Source organism: Aestuariivirga sp. (genome assembly GCF_047600585.1).
GTDB lineage: Bacteria > Pseudomonadota > Alphaproteobacteria > Rhizobiales > Aestuariivirgaceae > Aestuariivirga.
Map to the genome: position 1 here is coordinate 1,011,145 of NZ_JASGKP010000001.1, position 14,532 is coordinate 1,025,676.

At 63.1% G+C, this 14,532-nt stretch carries 17 protein-coding genes; 12 read left to right on the plus strand and 5 right to left on the minus strand.

From position 1 onward, the window contains the following. The first annotated feature begins 2 nt into the window (after positions 1–2). The 6 genes from QM801_RS04765 to ettA all read left to right on the plus strand — a co-directional run bounded on the left by QM801_RS04765 (position 3) and on the right by ettA (position 5,305). Positions 3–701, plus strand: coding sequence for a prolipoprotein diacylglyceryl transferase (locus QM801_RS04765; RefSeq protein WP_415018069.1), 699 nt, complete (start codon positions 3–5; stop codon positions 699–701). Continuing rightward, on the plus strand, positions 682–2,106 hold the full coding sequence (locus QM801_RS04770) for a radical SAM protein (protein ID WP_415018070.1): 1,425 nt from the start codon (positions 682–684) through the stop codon (positions 2,104–2,106). The genes QM801_RS04765 and QM801_RS04770 overlap by 20 nt, the downstream gene beginning before the upstream one ends. Next, the gene (locus tag QM801_RS04775) at positions 2,103–2,441 is read left to right on the plus strand and encodes a hypothetical protein (protein WP_415018071.1); all 339 of its coding nucleotides are present in this window, start codon (positions 2,103–2,105) and stop codon (positions 2,439–2,441) included. The genes QM801_RS04770 and QM801_RS04775 overlap by 4 nt, the downstream gene beginning before the upstream one ends. Beyond that, a complete protein-coding gene (locus tag QM801_RS04780) occupies positions 2,438–2,740 on the plus strand; it encodes a hypothetical protein (protein ID WP_415018072.1) in 303 nt (100 codons plus the stop codon). Before QM801_RS04775 ends, QM801_RS04780 begins: the two co-directional genes overlap by 4 nt. A 26-nt stretch (positions 2,741–2,766) precedes the next feature. Next, complete coding sequence (locus QM801_RS04785) at positions 2,767–3,582, plus strand: TerC family protein (RefSeq protein WP_415018073.1); 816 nt, start codon at positions 2,767–2,769, stop codon at positions 3,580–3,582. A gap of 67 nt (positions 3,583–3,649) precedes the next feature. After that, entirely contained in the window at positions 3,650–5,305 is a 1,656-nt protein-coding gene (gene ettA / locus QM801_RS04790; protein WP_415018074.1) for an energy-dependent translational throttle protein EttA, read from the plus strand. Here ettA and QM801_RS04795 read toward each other — a convergent pair. Both QM801_RS04795 and QM801_RS04800 read right to left on the minus strand, forming a co-directional pair. Next, entirely contained in the window at positions 5,302–5,700 is a 399-nt protein-coding gene (locus QM801_RS04795) for a hypothetical protein (RefSeq protein WP_415018075.1), read from the minus strand. The genes ettA and QM801_RS04795 overlap by 4 nt on opposite strands. Before the next feature lie 81 nt (positions 5,701–5,781). Then, on the minus strand, positions 5,782–5,964 hold the full coding sequence (locus QM801_RS04800; protein WP_415018076.1) for a YdcH family protein: 183 nt from the start codon (positions 5,962–5,964) through the stop codon (positions 5,782–5,784). Between the two features lie 136 nt (positions 5,965–6,100). Between QM801_RS04800 and QM801_RS04805 the strand changes: the two genes are divergently transcribed. The 4 genes from QM801_RS04805 (at position 6,101) to rpsU (ending at position 8,271) form a co-directional block, all read left to right on the plus strand. Then, positions 6,101–6,307 carry a YdcH family protein gene (locus QM801_RS04805; RefSeq protein ID WP_415018077.1) on the plus strand — a complete coding sequence of 69 codons (207 nt, stop codon included), beginning with the start codon at positions 6,101–6,103 and terminating at the stop codon, positions 6,305–6,307. A gap of 34 nt (positions 6,308–6,341) precedes the next feature. Further along, complete coding sequence (gene purE, locus QM801_RS04810) at positions 6,342–6,806, plus strand: 5-(carboxyamino)imidazole ribonucleotide mutase (protein WP_415020891.1); 465 nt, start codon at positions 6,342–6,344, stop codon at positions 6,804–6,806. Beyond that, a complete protein-coding gene (locus QM801_RS04815) occupies positions 6,807–7,883 on the plus strand; it encodes a 5-(carboxyamino)imidazole ribonucleotide synthase (RefSeq protein ID WP_415018078.1) in 1,077 nt (358 codons plus the stop codon). Positions 7,884–7,995: 112 nt separating this feature from the next. After that, positions 7,996–8,271 (plus strand): 30S ribosomal protein S21, encoded by a 276-nt coding sequence (gene rpsU / locus QM801_RS04820; RefSeq protein ID WP_415018079.1) that lies wholly within the window; start codon positions 7,996–7,998, stop codon positions 8,269–8,271. Positions 8,272–8,347: 76 nt separating this feature from the next. On the opposite strand, the gene QM801_RS04825 is transcribed toward rpsU, so the two are convergent. The 3 genes from QM801_RS04825 to QM801_RS04835 form a co-directional block, all read right to left on the minus strand. After that, positions 8,348–8,608 (minus strand): hypothetical protein, encoded by a 261-nt coding sequence (locus tag QM801_RS04825; RefSeq protein ID WP_415018080.1) that lies wholly within the window; start codon positions 8,606–8,608, stop codon positions 8,348–8,350. A 110-nt stretch (positions 8,609–8,718) separates the two neighbouring features. Then, positions 8,719–9,666 carry a carbohydrate kinase family protein gene (locus QM801_RS04830; RefSeq protein ID WP_415018081.1) on the minus strand — a complete coding sequence of 316 codons (948 nt, stop codon included), beginning with the start codon at positions 9,664–9,666 and terminating at the stop codon, positions 8,719–8,721. A 123-nt stretch (positions 9,667–9,789) separates the two neighbouring features. Beyond that, the gene (locus tag QM801_RS04835) at positions 9,790–11,124 is read right to left on the minus strand and encodes an NAD(P)H-dependent oxidoreductase (RefSeq protein ID WP_415018082.1); all 1,335 of its coding nucleotides are present in this window, start codon (positions 11,122–11,124) and stop codon (positions 9,790–9,792) included. A gap of 195 nt (positions 11,125–11,319) precedes the next feature. On the opposite strand from QM801_RS04835, the gene QM801_RS04840 reads away from it, so the two are divergent. Both QM801_RS04840 and QM801_RS04845 read left to right on the plus strand, forming a co-directional pair. Continuing rightward, positions 11,320–12,375 (plus strand): ABC transporter ATP-binding protein, encoded by a 1,056-nt coding sequence (locus QM801_RS04840; protein ID WP_415018083.1) that lies wholly within the window; start codon positions 11,320–11,322, stop codon positions 12,373–12,375. 98 nt (positions 12,376–12,473) lie between these two features. Next, positions 12,474–14,522 carry an FAD-dependent oxidoreductase gene (locus QM801_RS04845; protein WP_415020892.1) on the plus strand — a complete coding sequence of 683 codons (2,049 nt, stop codon included), beginning with the start codon at positions 12,474–12,476 and terminating at the stop codon, positions 14,520–14,522. Positions 14,523–14,532: the final 10 nt, after the last annotated feature.

The window sequence follows — 14,532 nt, forward strand, 5'->3', positions numbered from 1 at the left end:
CCATGGTGATTCACACGCTCTTCGACATGCTGGCCGCCGTCGCCTCCCTTTCGGTGACGGCGTTCTGCTATCGCTGGCGGCTTGCGGATGCAGCGAAGCGCATTGATGCGGGCGGGGCGGGATACGTTGCGGCGCTGCTGCTCGGTGCCGCGGCCGGCGGCTATGGCCTCGGCTCCCTCAACATGGTGCTCTCGGGAACGCCCATGGTGGCGCGCAGCATCGTGGGCGCGCTGGTAGGCGCCATTCTCGCAATCGAACTCTTCAAGCACTGGCGCGGCATCACGGGCTCCACCGGTCTGATCTTCGTGCCCGCATTCGCCACCACAGTCTTTGTCGGGCGCTGGGGCTGCTTCTTCGCTGGACTTGCGGACGAGACCCACGGCACTCCCACAGGTCTGCCCTGGGGCGTGGACATGGGTGACGGAATTCCGCGCCATCCCGTGCAGCTTTACGAGAGCATCACCATGGGACTGTTCCTCGCCGTGGCGCTGGTGCTGATCGGCCGCCGCCAGCCCTGGTTCATGCGGAACGGTTTCTATGCGCTGGTGCTGGTCTATGCCGGGCAGCGCTTCCTCTGGGAGTTCCTGAAGCCCTATGGCGCGGTGCTGGGGCCCTTCAACCTGTTCCATCTTGTCTGCGCTGCGCTTGTTGCCTACGCTGCCTGGATGGCGTGGGGATCAGATGGACGGGCCGCTTCGTAAGCAATCGCACTATATCTTCCACGGTCAGACGACATCGCTCTGCCCGGAGTGCCTGGCGCTGGTGCCGGCCAAGATCGTCATGGACGAGGGCAACGTCTATTACCTGAAGCGCTGCAAGACGCACGGCGTCTCGAAGGCGCTGGTCTCCACCGACATTCCCTATTTCAAGCTGATGCAGGACTACATCAAGCCGGGCGACCGGCCGCTGCAGTTCCAGACCCGCACGGAAGAGGGCTGCCCCTATGACTGCGGGCTTTGCCCCGATCACGAGCAGCATTCCTGCCTCGGCCTCATCGACGTGAACGAGGCCTGCAACCTGACATGCCCTGTCTGCTTTGCCGACAGTTCGACAGCCCGCACCACGCACCGCCCGCTCGCCGAGATCGAGCGCATGATGGACGCGCTGGTGGCGAGCGAGGGCGAGGCCGATCTCCTGCAGCTCTCGGGCGGCGAGCCCACCATCCATCCGCAGATCATCGAGATCCTCGAGGCGGCGAAACGCCGGCCCATCCGCCATGTGATGCTCAATACGAACGGCATCCGCATTGCCCAGGACGAAGACTTCGTGCGCCAGCTCGCCGCCTTCAAGCCGGGCTTCGAGGTCTATCTGCAGTTTGACTCGCTGCGGCCGTCGGTGCTCAAGAACCTGCGCGGCGCCGACCTCACCCGCATTCGCAGGGAAGCCCTGCAAATGCTTGAAAATTATAATATTTCGACCACGCTTGTGGTCGTGGTGAAGCGCGGCCAGAACGACGACGAACTGGGCGAGATCATCCGCCATGCACTGCAATGGAAGTGCGTGCGCGGCATCACCTTCCAGCCGGTGCAGGATGCGGGCCGCAACGAGGGCTTCGATCCGGCGCGGGACCGCTTCGTCCTTTCCGACATACGCAAGGCCATCATCGCGGCGGGGACGCCCTTCACTGCGGGCGACATCATTCCGCTGCCGTGCAATCCCGAAAGTATCGCCATCGGCTATGCGCTGCGGAACGGCGACAAGATCGCGCCCATCACCTCGTACTTCCCGAAGGACATGCTGGTGGAGGCGCTGCCCAATGCCATCACCTTTGAAAAGTATCCGGAGCTGCACAAGGAGATCCTGAACTTCTTCTCGCTCGCCACGGTGGAGTGCAACAATCCCGAACGGCTCGATGCGCTGCTCTGCTGCCTGCCACAGGTGCCGGTGCCGGAAGGCATGGGCTACGAGAACATCTTCCGCATCGCCATCGTGGAATTCCTCGACCCGCACAATTTCTGCATCAGCCGCGTGAAGCGCTCCTGCGTGCATTTCGTGACGCCGGCGGGACAGATCATTCCCTTCGACACCTACAATCTCTTCTATCGCGACGAAGTCGCCCGCAAGCGCATGGCGCTCTCGAAAGCGGCCGGAAAGGGCCTCGCATGAAGTATGTCCTCGCCATTCTCTGCGGCGCCGTCGTGCTCTTCATGGGCGGCTGCGCGGTGCTGACCGTGCAGGCCATGCCGCTGCCGCTGATCCCGGCGGCGATTGCGCTTCTCAACGTCTTCATCCTCGGCGCGCTGTTTGGCTGGAAGACCAAGTGGCGGCCGGCCTTCTACATCCTCGGTGTGGTTGACCTGCTCATTGCCCTGGGTTCGCTGATCGGGGGGTTGAACGTCGGACAGGCCGACATGCCGATCTTCATCCTCGCGGCGGCACTGATCGGGCTCAAGGGCGCTCTCAGCATCTACTACGGCAACAAGATGGGGCAGGGGGCATGATCGGCGTCTTCATTCTGGGTCTGCTCGTCTGCGGCGGCATCCTGTTCTACTTTCTGCAGCGCCGGGAGCAGGACCGGGCCAAGGCGGGCAAGACGCGGCTGGCCACATGGCGGCTGGTGATAGCTGCCTTTTTCGGATTGGTTGCCCTTTTTGCAGGCGGTTGCGCGCTCGTCTTCCTGCCTGACACGATGCGCGGCGCCCAGTACATCGACCTCACCACCGTGCTGATCGTGGGCGGCATTCCCTTCGCCGTGGCGCTCTTCATCGTCTGGCTTTCGCTCCGCCGCGGAAACGGCTAATTCCTCTTTCGGAACAGGGGACTCAGATGTTTTCAGAACTGTCGCGGGAATTTGCCGAGCTCTTCACCTTTGGCGCCTTGACCACGCTCATCATCCTGACGGCGCTGGAAACAGTGCTGGGCTTCGACAACCTTCTCTACATCTCGATCGAGTCCAAGCGCGTGGCGCCCGCGCAGCAGGCGCGCGTCCGCCGCCTCGGCACGCTGCTTGCGATCCTCCTCCGCATCGTTCTCCTCTTCGTCGTGCTCCTTCTCATCCAGATGTTCCAGACGAGCTGGTTCAAGATCGACCTGCCGTTCCTGCATGGCGATTTCAACGGCCACAGCCTCATCGTGCTGGCGGGCGGGTTGTTCCTCATCAACACGGCGCTCAAGGAAATCCGCCACATGCTCTCGACCGACGATCTCGAGCACAGCGACGATGGCCCCAAGCACCGCAGCGTGGGCTCGGCGCTCTTCTGGATCCTGGTGATGAACATCGTCTTCTCGTTTGACACGGTTCTTTCGGCCGTGGCCCTCACCAAGAACTTCATCGTCATGTCGACGGCGATCGTGCTCTCGGGCGCCATGATGGTGCTGCTTGCGGACCACGTTGCCCGCTTCCTGCAGAAGAACCGCCTCTATGAGGTGCTGGGCCTTTTCATCCTGCTGCTGGTGGGCGTGATGCTGACGGCGGAGGGCGGCCACATCGCCCATCTCGCCTTCTTCGGCTACGATGTGACGCCGATCGAGAAGTCCACCTTCTACTTCGTGGTGGGCGCCCTCGTGCTGGTCGACATCCTGCAGGGGCGTTACCAGAAGAAGCTCGACCGGGAGAAGAATCCGGGCCCCACAGTTCACTAGTTTACAGGCCCGCCAAAGCCCTCTAAACCCCGCGCAAATCACCTCATTTTGCAAGGATTTGCGGCTTATGGCGCGTCAGTTCATCTATCACATGCAGGGCCTTTCGAAGTCCTACGCGGGCGGCAAGAAGGTCCTCGACAACATTCACCTGTCCTTCTACCCGGACGCCAAGATCGGCGTGCTGGGCCCCAACGGCTCGGGCAAGTCGACGCTGCTCCGCATCATGGCGGGGATCGACAAGGAGTGGAACGGCGAGGCGTGGCTCGCCGACGGCGCACGCTGCGGTTACCTCGAGCAGGAGCCGCAGCTCGATCCGACGAAGAGCGTGTTCGAGAACGTCATGGAGGGTGTGGCCGCGAAGAAGGCGATCCTCGACGAGTACAACTCCCTGATGATGGACTACAACGACGAAAACGCCGACAAGGCCGCGAAGCTGCAGGACGTGATCGACGCCCAGAACCTGTGGGACCTGGACTTGCAGGTGGAGCAAGCGATGGACGCGCTGCGCTGCCCGCCGTCAGACGCCGATGTCACCAAGCTCTCGGGCGGCGAGCGCCGCCGTGTGGCCCTGACGCGCCTCCTTCTGTCAAAGCCCGACCTGCTTCTCCTCGACGAACCCACCAACCATCTCGATGCCGAGTCGGTGAACTGGCTCGAACATCACCTGCGCGAATATCCGGGCGCCATCCTGATCGTCACCCACGACCGCTACTTCCTCGACAACGTGACGGGCTGGATCCTCGAACTCGACCGCGGCCGCGGCATTCCCTACGAGGGCAACTACTCGGCCTACCTCACCCAGAAGGCCAAGCGCTTCGCTCAGGAAGCCCGCGAGGACGCCGCGCGCCAGAAGGTGCTGGAGCGTGAATCCGAATGGATGGGCAAGTCGCCCCAGGCCCGCCAGGCCAAGAGCAAGGCCCGCATCAAGGCCTATGACGAACTCCTCAAGATCAACGAGGAGCGCACCAAGTCGACTTCGGCGCAGATCGTCATTCCGCCGGGCGAACGCCTCGGCAGCACGGTGATCGATGTGGAGAACCTCAACAAGGCCTATGGTGACCGCCTGCTGATCGAGAACCTCACCTTCAAGCTGCCGCCCGGCGGCATCGTCGGCATCATCGGGCCGAACGGAGCGGGCAAGACCACGCTCTTCCGCATGATCACCGGGCAGGAGAAGCCGGATTCGGGCACGATCCGCGTGGGCGAGTCCGTCAACCTCGGCTATGTCGACCAGAGCCGCGATGCGCTCGATCCGAACAAGACCGTGTGGGAGGAAATCTCCGGCGGCAACGACGTGATCACGCTCGGCAAGCGCGACGTGAACTCGCGTGCCTATGTGGGGGCCTTCAACTTCAAGGGTGGTGACCAGCAGCAGAAGGTGGGCACGCTCTCGGGCGGGCAGCGCAACCGCGTGCACCTCGCGAAGATGCTGAAGTCGGGCGCCAACGTGCTGCTGCTCGACGAGCCCACCAACGACCTCGACACCGAAACGCTTGCGGCTCTTGAAGAAGCGCTGGAAGATTTCGCGGGCTGCGCCGTGATCATCAGCCACGACCGCATGTTCCTCGACCGCCTTGCCACCCACATCCTCGCCTTCGAAGGCGACAGCCACGTGGAATGGTTCGAAGGCAACTTCCAGGACTATGAGGCCGACAAGATCCGCCGCCTCGGCGAGGACTCGGTGATGCCCAAGCGCATCAAGTACAAGCAGTTCGCACGCTAACTCTCGCGTCGGATTTGGGCGAGCGGGAAGAGGGCGAAGATTACCTGTCCCGCGAGCCCGAGCAGCACGGGCGTGGTCGCATAGAGCGCGACGTGTTGCGCCAGCGTGAGGCCGCCCAAGGTCAGCGAGAGCAGGGCTTCGAGCAGAAGCAGGATCAGCAGCGCAACCGCGCCCATCGCGAGGCGGGGCGGGGCCGCGGTCTCAACCGGAATCCGCCGGAGCGTGAAGCGGCAGGCGATCCATGAGAGCGCGAGCATCAGCGGCAGTTCGATCGCAACGGCGAGAACCGGTCCGGCAAGGGGCGCGATGAGAAATGTCCGCAAGGTGCCGAGGACGAAGCCCGCGGCAAAGGTCAGGGCGGCGTAGGCAAAAGCCGCTCGGAAAAGCGATGACATGCGACGCAAACATACCGTACTGGCGCGGAATTCACAGAGTTCCGCGTCACTGCTTCAGCCTGCCCCCGAATGGACCGCGGCTCAGGCGGCCTTCGGAGTTCCGGCCTTCCGCGCTTCGATCTCGTCCTTCAGCTTCAACTTCTTGCGCTTGATCGCGGCGATCTCGGCGTCGGACGAGGCGGGATGCGCCATCGCTTCGGCCAGTTCGGCTTCAAGAGCATGATGTTGCTCAATCAAATCGCTGAGGGAAGAAGTGGGGTTCATGTAACGCCTCCAGTATCAGAAAGCAGACCCGTCGAGAGCCTCGATGGGCTCACCAGAACTATGTCACAGAACGGGGGGCTTGTCGAACACGCAGGGAGGGCATAGTGAAATAAAACGGCGGGAGTGAAGCACCTACATGGATGCCCTGGAACAGGTCCAACTCAGAACGAAATTGCGGCTTCTGGAGCAGGAGCATCGCGACCTGGATGCGGCCATCCTGGCCCTTGAAGCCTCTGGCGACGTTGACCAATTGCAGCTTCGGCGCTTGAAAAAGAAGAAGCTTGCCCTCAAGGACCAGATCATCATGGTCGAAAACAAACTCATTCCCGACATCATCGCGTAAGGACCCCGCAGTGACCGCTCCCGTCGCCATCATCATGGGCAGCCAGTCCGACTGGGCCACGATGAAACATGCCGCCGAAACGCTCGACGCCCTTGGCGTTGCCCATGACGACCGTATCGTCTCGGCCCACCGCACGCCGGAGCGGCTCTACGAGTTTGCCCGGGGCGCCAAGGCTGAGGGCTTCAAGGTGATCATTGCCGGCGCTGGCGGGGCCGCCCACCTGCCGGGCATGACGGCCTCGCTCACGCCGCTGCCGGTGCTGGGCGTGCCGGTCGAATCCAAGGCGCTCTCGGGGCAGGACTCGCTCCTCTCCATCGTGCAGATGCCGGCCGGCATTCCGGTGGGTACGCTGGCGATCGGCAAGGCGGGCGCCACCAATGCGGCCATCCTCGCGGCCTCGATCCTCGCACTCACCGACGCAGCACTTGCCACCCGGCTCGAGGCCTTCCGTGCCAAGCAGAGCGCTGCCGTGGCCCACGCCCCCAAGGACGATGCCTGAATGACGGCGAAGGCCTTACCCCCAGGTTCCGTGATCGGCATCATGGGCGGCGGCCAATTGGGCCGCATGCTGGCGCTGGCCGCCGGGCAGCTTGGCCTCAAGTGCCACATCTACGCCCCCGAGGCGGATTCGCCCGCCTTCCATGTCTCTGCGGCCCATACCGTGGCCGGCTATCGCGACGAGGCGGCGCTGGCTCGCTTAGCAGCAGTCGTCGACGTGGTGACCTACGAATTCGAGAACGTGCCGGTGGAGGCCGTGCGCTTCCTGGAGCCGCGCGTGCCCGTGCGCCCCGGCGCCAAGGCGCTGGAGGTGGCGCAGGACCGCCTCAACGAAAAGTCGCTGGCGCGTGAGTTGGGCGCGCGGACTGCGGAATTCGCAGCCGTGAACTCGCTCGCCGATCTGGAAGCGGCGGTGGCGCAGATCGGCCTTCCGGCGATCCTCAAGACCACCCGCCTCGGCTACGATGGCAAGGGACAGGCGAAGATTATGACGCCTGCCGATGTGCCCGCCGCCTGGTCCGCGATGAAGGGCAGCGCTTCCATCCTCGAGAGCTTCGTGAACTTCGAGCGCGAGGTCTCGGTGATCGCCGCCCGCGGGGTGGATGGCACCTTCGCCGCCTTTGACGTGACCGAGAACGTCCACCGCAACCACATCCTCCACACCTCCACGGTGCCCGCACAGGTCTCGCCGGCGCTTGCCGCGGAGGCCGTGGGCATTGCCCGGCGCTTCCTCGAGCGGCTGGACTATGTGGGCGTGATGGGGGTCGAATTCTTCCTGGGGAAGGACGCGATCTACGTGAACGAGATCGCCCCCCGGGTGCACAACTCCGGCCACTGGACCCAGGACGCTTGCACGGTGTCGCAATTCCAGCAGCATATCCGGGCGGTTGCGGGCTGGCCCCTGGGGGACACCGCCCGCCACTCCGACGTGGTCATGACGAATCTCCTGGGCGACGAGATCCATGCCTGGCAGGAGCTCGTCCGGGAACCCCGGCTGGCGCTCCACCACTACGGCAAGACGGAGGCCCGCCCGGGCCGGAAAATGGGGCATGTAAACCGCATGAAACCCCGGGCCTGAGGCCTTTCAACACCCCCTCGACAGGGGGGTGGGGTTATGCTAGACCGCCGCCACTTCTGGGGCCCTCAAGGCCCCCTTTGTTTACAACCATTTCGAAATTTGAGGTATCCGCTTGCAAGTCGTCGTTCGTGACAACAATGTTGATCAGGCCCTGAAGGTTCTCAAGAAGAAGATGCAGCGTGAAGGCATCTTCCGCGAGATGAAGCTCCGTGACGCTTATGAAAAGCCGTCGGTGAAGAAGGCCCGCGAACAGGCCGAAGCCGTGCGCCGCGCGCGCAAGCTGGCCCGCAAGAAGCTGCAGCGCGAAGGCCTTCTGCCCGCGCCGAAGAAGATCGAAAAGCCGCGCCGTCCGGGCGTTGGCCGTGGCCCCTCGGCCCCGACCACTTAATTCATCCGCTACCGGAATTGAAAAAGCCGCGAAGGTCATCCCTTCGCGGCTTTCTCTTTTTCAATCCTGTTTCAGACTATTTCGTCATGCTGCGCGGATCGTCGTAGAGCGCGCGGTGGCCGAGGAATTCGCGCCCGCCTTTCGAGAAGCTGTCGCGTCCGCTGTGCGGGTGAAGATGGAACATCTTGATGTCGAAATCCTCCATGCTCGCCGTTCGGGGATTGAGATGATCGTGCAGCCACTTCCGTTCACGCTGGTGCGCAAGGCGCTTTTCCGTCTTCTCGGATTCGATGTTGGCAACAGGAATGATCGGCGTGCGACGCTTTGATCTCGACATATGCGACTCCTTTGCTGTCTGAGCAGGACAATCCTCGTCCCGCACAAGTTAATGTGTGGTGACTTTTGCTGCTTCGCAAGGTGTCAGAAGAGTCAGTCAGCCTGACGTAATCAGCCGCGTGTTTTCTGTGTTTTCATGAAGTTAAGCGTGTGGTCGAAATTAACCACGCCTGCCTGTGAGCCGAGCCCCATGGCATTGAGGGCGGAGGTGGCCTGGGCGAATCGCACGCGCATCTCCGGATCGAAATCCTTGACGAGGCCCACGGCATAGCCGGCGTTGAAGGCATCACCGCAGCCGCAGGTGCACTTCACCACGATGTCGAAGGCGGGCACGCGGAACTTCACGCCGTCGCGGTCGTGATAATATGCACCGTCGCCGCCCAGGGTGAGCACGCAGGCCTTCACGCCCATGTCGAGGAAGTACTTGGCGGTGTCACCGTGGTCCCGGAGGCCGGTCAGGGCCTGGGCCTCCTCGATCGAGGGCATGAAATAATCCGTATACGGAAGAACGCTGGCGATCGCCGGCAGGTCCTTGGGCGAGCCCGCAAACACGTCCACCGTGGTGATGGCGCCGCGGTCCTTCGCCGCCTTCATCACCTTGGCGTTCTGGCCCTTGTCCATGGCCTGGGTCAGGCCGACGCCGCCCACGTGGAAGACCTTGGCGTCGGTCACGTGATCGAACATGCTCTCGTCGACGAAAAAGTCCTTGGTGGCGCCCGCCATGTGCAGGGCAGGGCGCGAACCGTCGGCGCGGGTGAGCACGATGGAAGACGAGGTCTTCCAGCCGGGCTTGCGCTGCATGGCCGAAACATCGACGCCGAAGCTCTTGAGGCGTTCCAGCACCCAGTCGCCCATCATGTCTTCGCCGACGCCGCCCACGGCAAGTGTCTTCAGGCCCATCTTGGCGGCGGCGATGGTGGCGGTGCCGGCCGCACCGGAGACGGCAAGCGTCAGTTCATCGATGAACACCGTGCCGCCGCCCGGGGGCACTTCGGTGAAGGGCCAGCCCAGGCAATCATAGGTGTAGAAGCCCATGGATGAGTAGTCGTAGCGCGGCATGAGTGATCCTCCCGATCCGGTTCGCATCCGGTTTTTTCACATCTCAGTCTGCAAGAAGAAAGGCCCCGGTCAAGAGGTGGAAAGACCGGGGCCTGTCAGAATTTTTATTCGTCTCTCGTTGCCTCAGGCGCCCATGCTCTTCAGCATCTTGTCCTGGCGCTGGCGCAGTTCGAAAATCTTGGAGCCGGTGTCGACGGCGCAGTTGTCGGTCGTCAGCAGTTCACCGAGCTTGATCGGCTTCGTCACCTTGCCGCCTTCGAGCAGGCCGCAGGGAAGGGCCTTGGCTGCTGCTGCTTCCTTCCGCTCCATGATCCAGGCGCGATAGGTGTATTCGCCGATGGCATCGAGCTTGTCGCCGGGCACGAGATCCTTCTTCGCCACGGCGCAGACTTCCGAGGTGGGCACCGGCAGCGGCACCATGTCGGCCGACTTGTAGAGCACGGCGCGGGCGCAGGAGAGCGGCACTTCGAGGCTCGTCAGGTGATAGGGGCGGATGAACTTGAAGTAGGGGCCCTTGCCCATCTTCAGGTCGGAAAGGCGCTCGTGAATGCGCGGATGCGGGGCCTTGGTGATGACGAAGACGCCCGGCGCAACGCCCTTGCCGATCGAATAGTCGACGACGCCCGACCGCGACAGCACGCCACCGTCTTCCTTGGGGCAGAGGGTTTCAGCGAGAACATCGAGCGTGGCGGCGGGGCCGTGCATGCCGGGCTTGTCGGGCACGAGGCCGGTGGCATTGGAGATCGCCGCCATTTCCACCATGGTCTTGGAGCCGTCGACGAATTCGACGAGCATGCGGGCGTTCATGTTCCGCGCCTTGGCTTCCGCCATGTATTCATCCGGCGTGGCCCTGATGTTGAGCGGATTGTTCTTGCCCTTGCCGGCGGCGATGATGGGATAGCCGAGGCTCTGCACGAAATGGATGAGCTCCATGCAGGAGGAGGGCTCGTCGCCCGCACCCAGTGTGTAGACGACGCCGAGGCGCTTTGCCTCGTTCATCAGGTAGGCGCCGATGGTGACGTCGGCTTCCACGTTCATCATCACGAGGTGCTTGCCGTGTTCCATGGCGGTGAGACCGATCTCGGCGCCCACGCCCGGGCGTCCGGTGGCGTCGATCACCACATCGATGTGCGGGCTCGAGCAGACAAGCTGCGGATTGTCGGTGAGTGCGGTCTTGCCGCCTTCAAGCGCTGCGTCGAATGCCGATTGGGTGGTAACGTCGCGATGGCTGTCCGCGCCACGGCCGGCGATCTGCAGCGCCTTGGCGGCCGCACCGGGGCGGACCTCGGCGATGGCGGCAACGGTGATGCCTTTCATCCGGTCGCATTGGGTGACAATGTCGGTGCCCATCTCGCCCGAACCGATGAGGCCGACGCGAATGGGGCGGCCCAGCGCATCGAGGCGGGCGGCCATGTCTGCCGGAAGATTTCCGGTGATGCTCAAAGTTTGTGCTGTCATGGCCGAGGTTCCGATCCTGAAAAATGTTGGATTAAGATACTTTTGAATTCACAACTGTCAATATGTGCTATAAAGGATCTCAGCGGCGGCCGTCCGCTTGTCATCTTTTCGATCCTGCCCGAGGATTGTTAGGAGGTTGGCAGGCGCTGCTCAAGAGCAAGAAACTGATCACGAATTGCGCCTGGGAGGAATGAAATGGCATCCATCAGCCTGAAGAAGGTCACCAAGGCCTGGGGCAGCGTCGTCGGCGTTGACGGGATCGACCTCGAAATCAAGGACAAGGAATTCATCGTGTTCCTCGGTCCGTCGGGCTGTGGAAAAACCACCACCATGCGCATGGTCGCAGGTCTCGAAGACCCGACCGGTGGCGACATCCTCATCGACGGGGAGCGCGTCAACGATGTCGATGCCCGCGACCGTGACGTGGCCATGGTGTTCCAGAGCTACGCGCTCTACCCCAACATGTCGATCTACGAGAACATCCGCTTCCCGCTCCGCATGCGCAATGTGCCGAACGACCAGCAGGAGAAGATGGTGCGCGAAGCTGCCGCCATGGTGGAACTCGGCGATTATCTCGACCGCAAGCCAAAGGCTCTTTCGGGCGGCCAGCGCCAGCGCGCGGCCCTTGCTCGCGCCATCGTGCGCCACCCCCGCGTCTTCCTCATGGACGAACCGCTCTCGAACCTCGATGCCAAGCTCCGCCTCACCATGCGGGCCCAGCTCAAGCACATCCAGAAGCGCCTGCAGACCACCACCATCTACGTGACCCACGACCAGATCGAGGCCATGACACTCGCCGACCGCGTGGCCATCATGGACAAGGGCCGCATCCAGCAGCTCGGCACGCCGGATGAAGTCTACAACGATCCGGCCAACGTCTTCGTGGCGGGCTTCATCGGATCCACGCCGATGAACCTGATCAAGGGCAATATCGAGAACGGCGCCTTTGTCGGCTCCGACGTGAAGGTGCCGAAGGTCGGCAAGGGCAACCGCGCCAACGTGACAATCGGCATCCGCCCGGAAGACGTGAGCGTGGTGAAGACCGGCAGTGGCCACCTGAACTCCAAGGTCTATTCGATCGAACCCACCGGCGACCAGACGCTGCTTGCGGTTGACCTCGCGGGCAAGCTGGTGATCGCGCGCGCCGACCGCAACTTCCGCCAGGCCATTGATACGCCCGTGTCGCTCAACTTCGATCCGGACCGCATCTATCTCTTCGACACGGCCACCGGCCTGCGCATCCGCGACTGAGGACTTGCGTGAGAAATTCGCGCTGAGCGGTTGAGGAAATTTCGGCTGCCCGGCATCTTGAGGGCGGCGGCGAAACCGGACAAGCTGTTGCCATGGCTATGCTTGTCTCCAGTTCCGATCCGCTGCTCCAGCCCTACACGCTCAAGCATCTCACGCTCCGCAACCGCATCATCGTCACCTCCCATGAACCGGCCTATCCGGAGGAGGGGATGCCCAAGGACAAGTACCGCGCCTATCACGTGGCCCGTGCCAAGGGCGGCATCGCCATGACGATGACGGCAGGCTCGGCCGCCGTCTCGCGCGACTCGCCGCCCGTCTTCAACAACGTGCTCGCCTACAAGGACGAGGTGGTGGGCTGGCTGAAGAAGATGACCGACGAGGTGCACGAGCACGGTGCGGCCATCATGATCCAACTCACCCATCTCGGCCGCCGTACCGGCTGGTCGAAGGGTGACTGGCTTCCCGTGGTCAGCCCCTCGCACAACCGCGAAGCCTCGCACCGCGCCTTCCCCAAGGTGATCGAGGACTGGGACATCGCCCGTATCATCAAGGATTTCGGTGACGCCGCCGAGCGCATGAAGGCGGCCGGCATGGATGGCATCGAGCTCGAATGCTACGGCCATCTGCTCGACCAGTTCATTTCGCCCGCGACGAACGAACTCGACGGACCTTATGGTCCGCAGTCGATCGATAGCCGCCTGCGCTTCCTCTTCGACACGCTGCGCGAAATCCGCAAGCGCGTGGGTACTGAGTTCATCGTCGGCGTGCGCTACACCGCCGATGAAGTGATGGAGAACGGCATCACCAAGGCGGACGGTCTCGAAATCTCGCGCCGCCTCAAGACCTCGGGCCTTGTCGACTTCCTCAACATCATCCGCGGACATATCGACACCGATGCGGCACTCACCGACGTGATCCCGGTGCAGGGCATGCCGTCTGCGCCGCATCTCGACTTTGCCGGCGAGATCCGGGCCGAGACGCGCTTCCCCACCTTCCACGCCGCCCGCATTCCCGATGTGGCGACGGCACGCCACGCCATCGCCTCCGGCAAGGTCGACCTGGTGGGCATGACCCGCGCCCACATGACTGATCCCAACATCGTGCGGAAGATCATCGCCAAGCGCGAGGACGACATCCGCCCCTGTGTCGGGGCCACCTATTGTCTCGACCGCATCTACCAGGGTGGCGACGCCTACTGCATCCACAACCCGGCCACGGGCCGCGAGACCACCATGCCACACGACATTCCGGCGGCGGGTGAGAAGAAGCGTGTGGTGATCGTGGGTGCGGGGCCCGCGGGCCTTGAAGCGGCGCGCGTTGCGGGGGAACGCGGACATGAGGTGACCGTGTTCGAAGCGGCGGCGGAAGCGGGCGGGCAGGTGCGGCTCACCGCCAAGTCGAAGCGGCGTTCCGAGATGATCGGCATCATCGACTGGCGCATGGCGCAGTGCCAGCGGCTGGGCGTGATATTCCGATTCAACACCTACGCTGAAGCCTCTGATATCGAATCGCTTTCACCCGACGTGGTGATCATCGCCACGGGCGGTCTGCCGCACACCGAGGTGCTGAAAGAGGGGAACGATCTTGTCGTGTCCTCCTGGGACATCCTCACGGGCGACGTGAAGCCCGGCAGCAACGTGCTGCTCTACGACGACGCCGGCGATCATCCCGCCCTGATGGCGGCGGAGGTGATCACGCAGGCCGGATCGAAGGTCGAGATCATGACGCCCGACCGCTCCTTTGCGCCGGATGTGATGGGCATGAATCTCGTGCCCTACATGCGCGCGCTGCAGAAGCACGACGTCACCTTCACCGTCACCTTCCGGCTGGAGAGCGTGGTGAAGGACGGCAATCTTCTCAAGGCGGTGATCGGCAGCGACTATGGCGGCGTGCGGAAGGAGCGCAGCTTCGACCAGATCGTGGTCAATCACGGAACGCGGCCACTGGACGAGCTTTACTTCGCGCTGAAGCCGCACTCGCGCAATCTGGGCGAGGTGGACTACGCGGCACTCATTGCGGGGAAGCCGCAAAAGACCGCCACGAACCCGGCGGGCCGCTACATGCTCTTCCGCATTGGCGATGCTGTTGCGGCGCGGAATACCCATGCGGCGATCTATGATGCACTCCGCCTCGTCAAAGACATTTGACCTGTTGCGA